This is a genomic window from Algoriphagus sp. AGSA1 (assembly GCF_021390545.1).
Classification (GTDB): Bacteria; Bacteroidota; Bacteroidia; order Cytophagales; family Cyclobacteriaceae; genus Algoriphagus.
Genome location: NZ_JAJUWR010000049.1, coordinates 1 through 13093 on the forward strand (window position 1 = coordinate 1; position 13093 = coordinate 13093).

Here is a 13093-nt window from a genome sequence, read left to right on the forward strand (position 1 = left end):
AGACTAGCAAAATAGTCCGAATCCCTGTGGGGCATGCCCCACAGGGATTACTTTTGGTGCACTCTTGTTGCCAATTATGGTGTATTCTTATTTACCGAAAGTGGTGCATTGTTATTTACCGATCACAAAAGTAAGACTTGTTCTTCTTTGGGTCTTTAGTTGCCAATATTTTTTCTTTGTTATGTAATCTTTCAATTTCTTTAGACATAGAGTCTTCAGTGAACTTTGCTTTATATCCTGGACTTGATTTTAGAATTTCTAATATTTGTCTCTTTTTTAAAGGTTTCTCGAATTCTTCATTACTTAGAATTTGAAATTTCACAAATTCTGCTGCTGAGGAGAATTCATTTTCAGATTTGAAGTATTCTGGATTGGATTTTCCATCTTCTTTAAATTTTTGATATGGAGCTTTCTCATTATTCGATTTAAAATCTAACTCTGAATCAGTATATAAGTCCATTTGAGGAGATCCAAAAAATGTTTTGATCTTCTTGATATTGGATTTCGAAAGATTAGTTTTTTTGTCTTGTATTCTTCTGATTGTTGCTGAAGAGATTTTAGTGCCTTCTTGAAGAGCTTCCCATGTTAGATCTGTTAGCAAAAACAAACGTTCAATTTTAGCCTTTAATAGAGCTGCCTTTTTTTCATCAATCTGTGCCATGAACAAATTGATTTCAAAAAGTCGCGACAAATTTTATCAAAAATGTTTTTTATTATTTTTCAATTTCTTAAATTCGAATGTCTTCAAATTAGAATTGGAAGACACTTTCTTATACTTGGTGTTGACCAAATAGAGTCTCGATCACAAATTCCGACAATTTGATCTAAGACGAGACGGTAGGTTAATGCTCAAGGGATTATTATGCGTACTTTCGTATGCACTATAGCTCTTGGGCCCTATCGATATCGTTCTTAGAAGGCGTCGGAACCTTGTGATGCGGTAGAAGTAGGTGCTCAGGCTATGGTGCTCCATTTTTATCGTGATATAGACTCGTTTTACCATTTTTCATTTCTAATGAAAACGAGCATGATTGATTTACTTCCTTTTCTGTTGCAGACAGTATCCTGTAGGATCCACAGGCTGGGAGGGTATGCTCAGTTGGTAAGCGGGTCAGCTAGTTCTTCCCAGATCAGAAGTGGGAAGAATACCTATTACATCCTTCCAGAGGAACACGGCATCGCCGCGGTAGATCGCCTGTATCCCCTGAAGCCCAAGAATCCGATTTGAGAATGGGGTTACTTTTAAGACCGTGAAAGGGGAGGTGCACATCCCTGAGCAGATCGGTTACTACACTCTCACGTCAGCAAGCTCAGAATAGCCGGTAGAGCTGACACATTTCTTAGTATTTATTTATTGCTGGTTCGACGGGCTCACCACAAGTGGTGGGTCGGTTTGGGCAAGGTAGGATTGCTATGTCTTAAGAGAAGTATCAAGTAGCAGGTATCAAGTAGCTAGAGGCAAGAATTAAGATTCAAGAGATCTCTCCTCGTTCCTCGTCGAAATGACTCGGAAATGCGACAGAGACTGCTTCGTCCTTCGTCCTCGCAATGACGGTGCTCGCATTGGACATCGGTCACCCGACACCCAGCATTACAAACATCAAAAGCATGAAAAAAAACATACTCACATGCTTCCTGGTATCGCTATGCCTATACGGAAGCACAACGACAGCAAAAGTTGCTGATTCACCTGGGGCGGATTTTCTTCATAGGTCACAGCCCCAGGTCTCCACTGATTATGGAGACACCCATCGTGGCGGGGTGACCCGCTCCGATACTCTGCCGGAGGATTTTGATTTGGTTGATCACTCTGGTCAAGGGCAGGAGAGCGCAAGCTCTTCTGCTTCGGTGGGAGCCATGATCTATGGGGAGCTCATCAATCCTGATTCGTTGGCTCCGTTGAAGATTACATTTACACCGTATTATTTGGGAAGTAAGTCAACTTTCAGACAGCAGGTTTATACTCCAGAAGTAGAGCCGGGAGCTTTCTTTGACGGCGTACTCGACGCACGAAAGGAAAAGTTTAGGGTGGCTATCCCTGATTTCGACCGTGCGGGATATATGGATTTGACGCTGGGAAACAGGAAAATACTTTCCCAATATTTGCTGAGTCCAGGTGACAGCCTGAAAATTGAGCTTGACTTATTGGACTTTTCTGTTGTTTTCGGGGGACCATCAGCCTCTTTCTATCAGGCACAGGCTGCTCTTCAATCACAGCAGGCATCAGAAGAATTTGATCAGCCCCGGAGACTGTATCTGGCCGGCAACAACCCCATGCTGGAAGAAGAAGGGAGAAGGGAGGAATGGATGGCTTTCCAAAAGCAATTCGGAAGCCAGCTGGAAATTAGGAACTTCGGAAGAGCTGGACTGGAACAATTGCATCAGCAATGGGAAGGGAGCGATAAGAAGTTGCAAGGACAATTGGATGTCCTGCAGTTTTATGCTTCCAGACTCTCTGACGGGCAACGTGAATTGCTGGAGTTGGAGATCTACAGTAGGTATTATTACCGCCTTCTCAGTGTATTCCATAAGTCTTATTATGGGAAACTCACTACGATACTGGGGGAAGAAGGCAGGAGGGAAGAACTGAAAAGGTGGAGCGGATACCTTGCAGTGTTGCAGTCCAGGGAATATTCGGATGAATCCCGCCTAATCTCAGCTGCCTTTCTGGAGCTTCAGTTGGAACGGGTGTTGGTAGAAGCATTGATCAATGGAGAGCAGTTTCATGAGGTGCTGAACCGACAGTATTCCGGTGAACTGCGGGATAGGATTGGAGCGGGTTTTCTTACGCAAAATCTGAGAAGATACGGGGATCCGGCCAAAGTGCTGGAACCCTACCTGTCAGAAGTAGAATCGCAACCTTGGAGAGACCGGCTGGTTCAGCTAAAGGAATCCATGGTTCCCGGTGCACCGCTGATTCCGATGGAACTGGAAACCTTAGCTGGGGATACGGTGATGCTCTCCGATGTGGTGGATCAGCCGACCCTGCTTTACTTTTATTTCTCCACGTGCACACACAGCGCCAATTATTTCAAACGCTACCTGTGGCCGCTTTATCAGGAATTGGCGGATAAAGAGGGTTTTCAGCTGGTAGGCATATCTGCGGATTCCGACCGGGAACTTTGGCAGTCTGCGCTGGCGGATTATTCCAGTCTAGAGCTGACCAATCTCAGGATGACAGCAGATGCCCTTGACGCTTGGATAGCTACCTATGAAATAGTCGGCTTTCCCCGTGCCTTTTTGCTTGATAGCGACGGAACCATCAGGGCTTTTAAGATCGGTGGTTCTGATTACCCACAGCTGAAAGAGAATTTTTTAGAGCTGCTGGGCACTGTTTCTTTTCCTTCACCTAAAACTGCATCCAGATGAACTTTAAAATCAAGTTACCTAATTTGAAAGCGCTATTCCTAGTATGCATAGGGCTGTTTGTGCTGATTGCCTGCGTTCAGGCGCAACAATCAACAAGCAGATACGAAGTCAAGGGGAAGGTGCTCCAGCGCACCGATAGCCTTGCCCTGCCCGGAGCCAATGTGGTCGTATCCGGTACTTCACAGGGAACTGCCACTGATGGGCAGGGGGAATTTATGCTGAGTCTTCCTGCGGGAAGAACCACCCTGACGGTGAGTTTCATAGGTTTTGTGACCAAGGAAATCCAGGTGGAAGTACCCCTGTCGGAAGAACTGCTGATCGTGTTGGATGACGAATATGAGCTGGAAGGAGTGGAGGTTTTGTCAACCGGTTTTGAAGAGCTTCCTGCAGAACGTTCCACAGGGTCCTTCGCCTTTTTGGACGGGGAACTGGTTACTAGAAGGGTAAGTACCAATCTGGTGGACAGACTGGAAGATGTGACACCCGGTCTTATTTTCAACCGGGACAGAACAGATCTGGGCTATGGAGAAAGTATCTCCATTAGGGGAGTCAGTACAATACGGGGAGAGAATCAGCCACTGATCGTGATAGACAATCTGGCCTATGACGGAGACCTTTCTGCAATTAATCCCAATGATGTGGAAAGCATAACCGTACTAAAAGATGCAGCCGCTGCATCCATCTGGGGAGCCAGGGCTGGAAATGGCGTGATCGTGATTACCACCAAAAAAGGATCGTTTGAATCCCCGCTCCGGGTGGACTTTACCGCAAATACCACGGTGATAGAGCAGCCCGATCCTTTCTATCAACCCCAGATGTCCATTTCTGATTTTGTGGACAAGGAGCAGGTTCTTTTTGACCGGGGCTATTATGACGGTCAGGTAAATTCCTTTCGGAAGACACGGCTTTCCCCTGTGGTGGAGACGTTGCTTTCACACCGGGAAGGGATGATCTCGGATAGGGAACTTTCCGAATCGCTGGATGCCTACCGTTCCCGGGATGTTAGGAATGAACTGGAACGTTTTATATACCAGCCTGCGGTTCAGCAGCAGTATGCGGTGAATGTTTCCGGGGGATCAAAAAAACACAATTACCTGATCAGTACAGGCTGGGATGATAACAGGGGGTCCAGCCGGACAGCCTCGGATTCCAGATTTACCCTGCTCACCCGTCAGAACTGGAAGCTGGCAAAGGACAGGTTACAGGTCAGCGTGGGGGCAAATGCCATTTTAGGCAACCGCTCAAGTGCCGTGCCTTCCATTGCCAATCTCTATCCCTACGATGTATTGGCCGATGAAGCGGGAAATCCACTGCCTGTTTACAGAGACTATAATAACCGGTTCAAACAGGGATTGGATGGGGTAGGGTTGCTGGACTGGGAATATTACCCGCTGGAGGAGCTGGGAATGAGTCCTACCGTGATCCGTACCAATGAACTTCGGTTGAATGCACAGGTAGATTATGAGATTCTTCCGGGGCTGAAAGCAATGGCCTATTACCAATACTGGAACAATGTCCGGTTTGGGGAAACACTGAATCCTGTGGAATCCTATCTGGCCAGGGATCTGATCAATGATTATACGCAGGTGGATGCACAGGGAGGGCTAACGTATCAGGTACCTATGGGAGGTATATTAGACCAGGATAGAACCCGCTCCCAAAGCCATAACTTCAGAAGCCAGCTGAGCTATACGAAGCAGTTTGGGAAAGACCATGAACTGAATGTTTTGGCAGGATTTGAAGCCAAGGATTTCAATTCCTCGGGAAGTGCAAACCGGGCTTATGGGTATAACCCTGGTAACGGAACCTCTGCTCCTGTAAACTACAATGAATTTTATACCCGGTATTCCATCGGCTTCCCGGCTTCTATTCCGTTTGCCGAATCATTTTCGGGAAATACCAACCGCTACCTTTCCGGATTTGTGAATATGGGATACTCTTTCCGTGACAGGTACCTGATCACGGGCAGTGCCCGAAAAGATGCCTCAAATATTTTTGGGGTGAATACCAATCAGCGGGGCGTTCCACTCTGGTCCGCAGGAGCAGGATGGATACTTTCGGAAGAGAAGTTCTGGAATGTTGATGCGGTGGACTACCTGAAGCTAAAAGCTTCCTTCGGTTATAATGGGAATACCAATCCGAATGCCACTGCTTTTACTACCGCAAATTACTTTGGTGCAGGTTCCAATACCCTCATCGGCCATCCCTACCTGAACATCATCAGTCCACCCAATGCAGAACTACGCTGGGAACGGATAAAGATTATCAATGTGGGTACTGAGTTTGATCTCTTTAACGGCAGGCTTAACGGGTCATTTGAGTATTACACCAAGGCAGGGCTAGACCTGTTGGGCGAACAGGCCATGTTTCCCTCTTCGGGGGTGTTGTCAGCAACACGGAATTATGCTTCCACAGAAACCAAGGGATTGGACCTGGTACTGAATTCAAGGAATACCCAGGGTCAACTTGTCTGGCTGACCAATTTCTTCTTAAGCACGGTAAACGAGAAAGTGGTGGATTTTGAGTCCCAGCCTTCGCCGGTGCAGATTGTGACTTCCCGTTCTGTAGTACCTGTGCCTGTATTGGGCAAGCCACTCTATCATGTATTCAGCTATGCCTGGGCAGGACTGGATCCGGCTACCGGGGATCCCATGGGATTTGTGGACGGTGAGCCGAGTACGGACTATGCCAGTATTATCAATGAGGCGGAAATAGATGAGCTGGTTTATCATGGAAGTTCAAGGCCTACCGTATTTGGGGCATTAAGAAATACGCTGAACTATAAGGGATGGTCGCTCTCGCTAAACATCAGTTACCGCTTGGGGTATAGCATTGTCAGGCCTACGGTCAACTATGACAACCTGAACAGGGGGGATATCAGCCATTCGGATTATGGGTTGAGATGGCAAAACCCCGGTGATGAATTGACAACAGCTATTCCTTCAGACCCTGAAAGTGTAAACAATCTCCGGACCCGGTTCCAATTCAATAATTCTTCTTTAATAGAAAAGGGGGATCATATCCGCCTTCAGGATATCAGGCTGGCCTATAGTTTCCCACAGCTGTTTTCCACTGCGGGTAAATCCCTGGAAGTCTATGGCTATGCGAATAATCTGGGGATACTCTGGAAAGCCAGTGACCGGATAGAAGACCCGGATTATATCTTCAACCCGCCCTTGACTTCATTCTCCATAGGATTGAGAATGGGCCTTTAACATTAGTACTAACCACAGTCCATCCGGTAAAAGAAACCTCTTCTACAGAATTTTATAGCTTTCTTCATAAGGGTCAGGTGACTGACGCAGAGGAGGGGACGGCAGCTGGTTACTGCCGCCGGATGGATTGTCCAACGATAAAAACAATGATTACGATAAAAAATATAAACAGCTTTCTCGGATTTATTTGCCTGGCATGCCTTTGGGGCTGCAATGGCTTTCTGGATGAAAAGCCATCCATTAGTTTGGCAATCCCCCAAACCCTGGATGATTTTCAGGCGCTTTTGGATGCAGAGCCCAGTGGGATGTACAGGTCGCCATCTGTGGGGTTATTGAGTGCCGATGACCTGGTATTGGGAAATGCACTTCTTCAGCAAGTATCCTTCTCACAACGGGCTACCTATTTCTGGGAAGATGAAGTGTTTGTGGACGGTACATCGGATGTAAGTTGGTCTGCTCCCTACACCAAGATCTTTTATGCCAATGTGGTACTGGATGGATTGGCGGACTACACACCCGCCTCAGCAGAGGAAACAGAACGTATGGCGGTGTTGGAAGCATCGGCAAAATTCTTTAGGGCAATGGGGCATTTCGAGGTGCTGGAATTGTACTCCCAGCCTTATGATCAGGGAAACCCAGATCAGCTAGGTGTTCCAGTCCGATTGACATCGGATATCAATGTGAAAAAGGATAGAGCGACCCAAAGAGAAGTCTATGAACAAATCATCGAAGATTTAAAATCTGGGTTGGAGATCCTTCCGGTTAAGGAAGACAGGCCGGTCAGGCCTTCGGTCTGGGCAAGTGAGGCGCTGTTAAGCAAGGTATATCTGACGATGAAGGATTACGAAAATACGTATCTGCATGCCAAAAATGCATTGGAGATCGATGATACGCTGATGGATTATAATTCCTTGGATCCTTCGTCAAACTACTCTTTTGAATTGTTTAACACTGAAGTAATCTTTTACCGGCAGATATCCAGCAGTAGGGTGGAAACCAACGCCAACACCTTTGTAAACCCTGATCTGCTTACGCTTTATGATAGTGCTGATCTCAGATTGGAGTACTTTTTCAAGCCTTCGAGGACAGAGGGAATGTTTACTGTTCGCGGAAGGTATACGGGGGACTTTTATTATTTCTCAGGACTGGCCGTGGATGAGGTGATGTTGGATATGGCAGAAGCTGCGGCGAGATTGGGAAAGACAGGGGAGTCAGTGGAGCTGCTGAACAGGCTGAATGAAAACAGGTATAGGACGGGCAGTTTCATTCCATTGGGAGAAATGAAGGAGAGTGAATTGATGAAACAAATAGTTGAGGAGCGGAGAAAGGAACTGTTTTGCAGAGGAGTGAGGTGGTCGGATCTTCGGCGCTACAACTCTTATCCTGATTTGGCGGTGACACTGAGCCGTGAATATAATCCAGAGCGAGAGGAGATAGCAATGTTGCCACCGGATTCTCCGAAGTATGCCTTACCTATCCCACCTTTGGAAATCCAATACAATCCTATGGTTCAAAATCCACGGTAGAAGATCTGTATAAAAATGAAAAAGGGGCATCCCTGTAGGAATGCCCCTTATAACAGAAAGTCGAACTATTCCACTTCCTCCAGTTCACCATTGATAATGAATTCTCCGTTTTTCTTTGCAGGAGCCATATCATCCGGAAGTGAGCGTGTACATACATCAGTGACTTTAAGGTCACAGGTATAGGTATCATCTCCGGGAGTCTCATTGCTTAGATCATACCAAATTGCCTGATCTACTGGATCCTGGGCATATTCGGGATCAAAGTCTTTGGGACTGGTAAAAGCAACTGCCGCGAAGGCAGCTACAACAAACGCTAATAGGGGCAACTTGCCCTCGAGCTTCTTCATATAGTATCCTGTTTTTTAACAGATCAAAAACAGGGAAAACGTTTAGGGTTTCCGGATTGAGCTACATGCTGTTTACCGGAAGTGGTTAAAATGCCTACTCTGTTAAAGGGTTTTCGGCATCGCCCTTTTACACCACCCAGTGTAGTCTGGAGTCTCCACTTCCAGATTTGGAGACAGGTGATGCGGTTATTGATTTGATTCTCATTTAGCTATTTTTTGGGGTGGGATAATGCCTTTTCCTGCCCCGTTTTTTTACTGGATTTTTTTGTTTGCAATCAATTATCGACTTGATTCGTTAAATTTGATCCTTAGAGGCCGTATGCTTCTATTCTGATTAAAACTTAATATCCTGAAAGCCTGAGGTATATTCCTTGGGCTTTTTCATTTGGTTTTGGTGTAAACCATAGACACCTATTGCGAGCATCAGCAGATTTAACATCAAGTGCTCCGCCCATCCCAGGCTTTCCAAAATCCCTGCACAGTTGCAGGGAACTCTGGGAAAAGCTCCTACCCAGATCAGTCCCACATAGGTGGTAAAGACGGTGAGGAGGAGGATACTTGAGAGGTATCCCCACCATCTGCTAACCGAAAAGAGCAGGAGCAGGGCAATCAGCAACTCAACAGTTGGTACTGTGTAGGCCAATACTTCTGCCAGCTCCGCAGGAAAGGTCTGGTTATGGAACGCCTTTCTGCTAGTCTCCCAGTGAATGATTTTGTCAAACCCTGTATAGGTCCACAAGAGGATTAACAGGATACTTGGGATAGCTATTTTTTTTGTGTTTTCCATTCAGGGTTATGTTCAATGGAAAGTTGGGGATTATTAAAATCCGGAATTCACAAGTTGGGTGATAAACAAAAAAAGTGTATCAATTATACAATTTCAGGGGTATCGGGAAAATAAAGTACTTGATTACTTGGTTTTTAGGAGTTGAGATTTTAAACTGAACTACTGTTTTTTTAACTAAACAAAGGAACTAAGCAAGTTCAACAGTTGGCTCTTCAACTGTAAAGGCAATTTAAATGTAGGCTCTGGCAAGGAGTTCTATAATTGGAAGTACAATTTAATCTAAACAGATATCATCATGAATGGGTATGATTTGGATCCAACGTTTTTAAAGAAACTTTTCGGACTGGAAGGCAAAGTGAGTGATAGTGCTTTTGAAAAAGTAGGAGAATTTCTGGAAATAAGGAATGCTAAACGGAAAGCTACCATCCGTCATGCCGGTACTGTCGAAACCGAATCCAGGTTTCTGGTGGAAGGAATGATCGGGATGTACTATATGGGTAAGTTATCCAGACTTTACTTTCCGGGTGATGTATTTATGGATTTTGAATCTTATCAGACACAGATGCCAAGTAAATATCGCTTTAGGTCTTTGGGAGAATCTGTTTATATAAGCCTTTCCTACCCAAATGAGGAGATATTGCTGAAAGAAATACCTGAGTTCACGGATTTTTCAAAATCCCAGATAGCAAAAGTCCGGAATGCGGATGTGGAATGGCATGCATTTACCCAGATGAACTACCGGGACAAACTCCGGGTGATTGAAGAGAAGTTCCCCAAGTTCACCTATGATCTGACCAATAATGAAAAGGCGAGCCTGCTGGGGGTAAGCTACGCTACAGCAGCACGTATTAAGAAAGAGTCCACTGGTAAAAAACGTGCTGATAAAAGTGGAAAACTTGGAAAATTGCTACACTATCCATTTCCTGCCTATGTCCACACTGATGCAGCTGAAATCGAGGAGCAAACTGTCTCCTGGGCTTTTCACTTCCATTCAATCCTTAGGAACAACGATGAGATCACCTATTACAAAGAACAAAAATTCAGTTACCTGTCCTCCTGCCTGTATCCGGAAATTGATATTGAAAAAGGGGTTTGGATTTCCAAGCTCTACCTCTGGCTGTTTTATCTGGATGATATGACAGATGATTTGCATGTCGGGCAGAAAGCAGGTTTTTGGGATTACCTCCTGACCGGTATTGAAAACATCCTGGATGATAAACCATTGGGATTTAATCCTGATCGTATTACAGTTTTCCTTAATGCTTTTAGTGATCTGGCCACAGAATTCGGTGCGCTGGTTTCAGGCCATAAGGAATTGAAGGGGCTTATATTTTTCGAGGTTCTGAATTATATGCAAAAGAATAAAATTGAAGCGGAATTTAAAGATAAGGGGACGTTACCTACTTGGGAAGAATATCAGGTTATCCGACCGGCTTTTTCAGGAGGGAATCTAGCCTTGGCACTCTGTTCATTTGAATCGGGCGAGAAATTTACAAGTGATTGTTCAGACTGGAGGAAAACAGCCGATCTCCGTGGGTTGGCAGCCAAGCTGATTTACCTGTCCAATGACTTGATATCCTACCAAAAGGAAGCTGATCGGGGTGATTATATGAATGCAGTGGCGCTGATGATGCATTATAAGCAGCTTGATTTCACAATGGCCCAGCAGGAAGTTCTGAATCTGCATGCGGAGACTCTGGAAGAATTTATGGTGCTGGAGAGAAAATGGAGAGAGGAATATAAGCCTGAAAACAGCGGCATCCTGAAATACCTCAAGCAGATTAAATACAAGATTGCCGGAACAGTCCACTGGTCTCTGTCGATTTCTCCCCGGTACAAAAAGAATTGATTCGTGAATAAATTTTTAAACTATGGATATCCTAAGATTTTCTGACCGGATCATCAGCAGATTAAAAAACGAGCTGGGTATTCTGAAACTGGACGGTGAAAACAAACTCATCCAGTTTGAATCTGCTTTTCACCTGGTGGATCGGGCGATGGACGAAATCAAGCTTTTTATGGACCACTATGAATTTGTGTCCGAAGAAGAGGAAATAGAATTCTTCAAATTTCATATGGCCTACTTACTCAGGGAGTCTGTGTATTTCTCCGAACTGTTCAATATGGAATCTATCAAACCGGCCGGGCCCGAAAATGAAATCAGAAAATTCTACGAAAAGGAGTTGCTAAGTGTGCAGGAGTTCCTGCAAAACAACCAAAACCTATATAATTACCTCCTGATGAAGAAAGATAATCAGGATCGGGTGTTTTTCTTGAGAAGTGCCCAAGCGCCTGTATATAAACCTAATCTATTCTGGCATACGCTGGACACCAGATACTGTACTGTCTATACGGTATACTGCGCCAGGATTATGGGGACTCTTTCGCTGGCTGCTTATATCCATGATCAATTGTTGGTTCTAAATGATACTCAAGATTCGATTGGGGAGGATAAAAATCCATCATTGAATTGGACAGGAAACAAGGCAGATCTGGTGGAATTGGTCTATGCCATAAAAGTGTCCAATGTTGTTGATTACGGAAATGCCAGTGTTGTAGAATTGGTAACCATTATGTCGGAGGTTTTTGGTGTAGAACTGCATGGCTATTACAGAACTTTCCTGGAAATCAAATCCAGAAAGAAAAACAGGACAGTATTTCTTGACAGGTGCAAAGAAAGTCTGGAGGCTTATATGGACAGTTTTGAATCAAAAGGATGATAGTTCATTAGAAATGATTTAGGATAAAAAATGACGCTGAGTGAGTTGAGAGGCATTCAGAGTTTTGTTAATAAACAAGGAGGATATGAAAGCATTTGTAGAAAGGCTTTTTGAGGAGATCGAGTTATCGCTGAAAGAGGTGGTGAAAGAAACTTCAAATGAATTACAAAAAGCGGAGAAATGTTGTCAGGAGATCAATGCGATTTTGATCCGATTGAAGGAATTTATGGCAGGCTATACATTCCGCGATGATGAAGAGGAGATTCTGTTTTTTAAGGAATACAAGCCCCTGCTCTTTAAGGAACTGATTTTCTATTCCGAGCTTACTTACATAGAGGCGAAAAAGCCAATTGGAAAAAAGGAACAGATCAAAAGCTATTTCCCCCATGTGTTGGACCAGATCCAGGAGTTTTTTGTCAGGAATCATCAGCTCTACATTTATTACCAACTGGGGAAAAGTGATCTGGATGAAAAACTGTTTATGAGGAATTCTTTGCCTGTGTCATTGATCCGTGACTATTCCTTTGATTTTGACCCCACCTTTTCTACCGTCAACAGCAGCAAGCTGGCCAAGATTATGGCCTATGAAAATTTGACCGATCATATCCGCAAAATCATCCATAGGCTGGAAATGGGGAGTGATGCCGGAGTGAGTGAAGTTTCCGGGCATGAATGGACCGATTCTAAATCCGGTCTAATCGAGCTGGCCTATGCCCTGCATTCCAGGGGAGCAGTAAATCATGGGAAGAGTGATGTGAAGGCAATCATCACCTTGATGGAGTCCCTGTTTAATGTGCAGGTAGGAAACTTCTACCGCACCTTTCAGAGCATGCGTGGCAGAAAGAAAAACAGAACCATATTTCTGGATAGCCTAAAAGACAGTTTGGTAAAACGGATGGATGATACGGATATGGGATATTGAAAGGGATAAGCTATGTTTTGGCAAGATGTATTTATAGTAGCTGTAGGAATTTGTCTTTTGGCAGGAGGATTTGCGTTGCGGGTATGGGTGAATCGTAGGAGGTTTTACCGGCGAGGACCTGGAGGCTTGCAGCATTATTCTAGGTATCGCAAAGCAGTCTTACTATCTACTTTTGAGGGATTCCTAATGCTTGTGAGTATTCCAATG

10 protein-coding genes are annotated in these 13093 nt (G+C 44.7%); 7 read left to right on the forward strand and 3 right to left on the reverse strand.

The window, feature by feature from the left end:
* Positions 1-115 precede the first annotated feature (115 nt).
* Entirely contained in the window at positions 116-661 is a 546-nt protein-coding gene (locus LZF95_RS24375; protein ID WP_233757987.1) for a hypothetical protein, read from the reverse strand.
* Positions 662-1015: 354 nt separating this feature from the next.
* Between LZF95_RS24375 and LZF95_RS24380 the strand changes: the two genes are divergently transcribed.
* The 4 genes from LZF95_RS24380 (at position 1016) to LZF95_RS24395 (ending at position 8110) form a co-directional block, all read left to right on the forward strand.
* Entirely contained in the window at positions 1016-1228 is a 213-nt protein-coding gene (locus tag LZF95_RS24380) for a hypothetical protein (protein ID WP_233757988.1), read from the forward strand.
* Positions 1229-1608: 380 nt separating this feature from the next.
* On the forward strand, positions 1609-3369 hold the full coding sequence (locus LZF95_RS24385; protein ID WP_233757989.1) for a TlpA disulfide reductase family protein: 1761 nt from the start codon (positions 1609-1611) through the stop codon (positions 3367-3369).
* A complete protein-coding gene (locus tag LZF95_RS24390; protein ID WP_233757991.1) occupies positions 3366-6584 on the forward strand; it encodes a SusC/RagA family TonB-linked outer membrane protein in 3219 nt (1072 codons plus the stop codon). Before LZF95_RS24385 ends, LZF95_RS24390 begins: the two co-directional genes overlap by 4 nt.
* A gap of 146 nt (positions 6585-6730) precedes the next feature.
* Complete coding sequence (locus LZF95_RS24395; protein WP_233757993.1) at positions 6731-8110, forward strand: RagB/SusD family nutrient uptake outer membrane protein; 1380 nt, start codon at positions 6731-6733, stop codon at positions 8108-8110.
* A gap of 65 nt (positions 8111-8175) precedes the next feature.
* Here LZF95_RS24395 and LZF95_RS24400 read toward each other — a convergent pair whose 3' ends face one another.
* Both LZF95_RS24400 and LZF95_RS24405 read right to left on the reverse strand, forming a co-directional pair.
* Complete coding sequence (locus LZF95_RS24400) at positions 8176-8457, reverse strand: hypothetical protein (RefSeq protein ID WP_233757995.1); 282 nt, start codon at positions 8455-8457, stop codon at positions 8176-8178.
* 334 nt (positions 8458-8791) lie between these two features.
* Entirely contained in the window at positions 8792-9244 is a 453-nt protein-coding gene (locus LZF95_RS24405; RefSeq protein WP_233757997.1) for a MauE/DoxX family redox-associated membrane protein, read from the reverse strand.
* A gap of 295 nt (positions 9245-9539) precedes the next feature.
* Here LZF95_RS24405 and LZF95_RS24410 point away from each other — a divergent pair, with 295 nt between their 5' ends.
* The 3 genes from LZF95_RS24410 to LZF95_RS24420 all read left to right on the forward strand — a co-directional run bounded on the left by LZF95_RS24410 (position 9540) and on the right by LZF95_RS24420 (position 12886).
* Complete coding sequence (locus LZF95_RS24410; protein ID WP_233757999.1) at positions 9540-11093, forward strand: terpene synthase family protein; 1554 nt, start codon at positions 9540-9542, stop codon at positions 11091-11093.
* A gap of 22 nt (positions 11094-11115) precedes the next feature.
* Positions 11116-11964: an RteC domain-containing protein gene (locus LZF95_RS24415; protein ID WP_233758000.1), complete on the forward strand. Its 849-nt coding sequence runs from the start codon at positions 11116-11118 to the stop codon at positions 11962-11964.
* An 85-nt stretch (positions 11965-12049) separates the two neighbouring features.
* Positions 12050-12886 carry an RteC domain-containing protein gene (locus tag LZF95_RS24420; RefSeq protein ID WP_233758001.1) on the forward strand — a complete coding sequence of 279 codons (837 nt, stop codon included), beginning with the start codon at positions 12050-12052 and terminating at the stop codon, positions 12884-12886.
* Positions 12887-13093: the final 207 nt, after the last annotated feature.

Excerpts from the sequence above, each read along its gene's own strand:
- LZF95_RS24375 (WP_233757987.1), bottom strand. The coding sequence starts at position 661 with ATGGCACAGATTGATGAAAAAAAGGCAGCTCTATTAAAGGCTAAAATT.
- LZF95_RS24380 (WP_233757988.1), top strand. The coding sequence starts at position 1,016 with ATGAAAACGAGCATGATTGATTTACTTCCTTTTCTGTTGCAGACAGTA.
- LZF95_RS24385 (WP_233757989.1), top strand. The coding sequence starts at position 1,609 with ATGAAAAAAAACATACTCACATGCTTCCTGGTATCGCTATGCCTATAC.
- LZF95_RS24390 (WP_233757991.1), top strand. The coding sequence starts at position 3,366 with ATGAACTTTAAAATCAAGTTACCTAATTTGAAAGCGCTATTCCTAGTA.
- LZF95_RS24395 (WP_233757993.1), top strand. The coding sequence starts at position 6,731 with ATGATTACGATAAAAAATATAAACAGCTTTCTCGGATTTATTTGCCTG.
- LZF95_RS24400 (WP_233757995.1), bottom strand. The coding sequence starts at position 8,457 with ATGAAGAAGCTCGAGGGCAAGTTGCCCCTATTAGCGTTTGTTGTAGCT.
- LZF95_RS24405 (WP_233757997.1), bottom strand. The coding sequence starts at position 9,244 with ATGGAAAACACAAAAAAAATAGCTATCCCAAGTATCCTGTTAATCCTC.
- LZF95_RS24410 (WP_233757999.1), top strand. The coding sequence starts at position 9,540 with ATGAATGGGTATGATTTGGATCCAACGTTTTTAAAGAAACTTTTCGGA.
- LZF95_RS24415 (WP_233758000.1), top strand. The coding sequence starts at position 11,116 with ATGGATATCCTAAGATTTTCTGACCGGATCATCAGCAGATTAAAAAAC.
- LZF95_RS24420 (WP_233758001.1), top strand. The coding sequence starts at position 12,050 with ATGAAAGCATTTGTAGAAAGGCTTTTTGAGGAGATCGAGTTATCGCTG.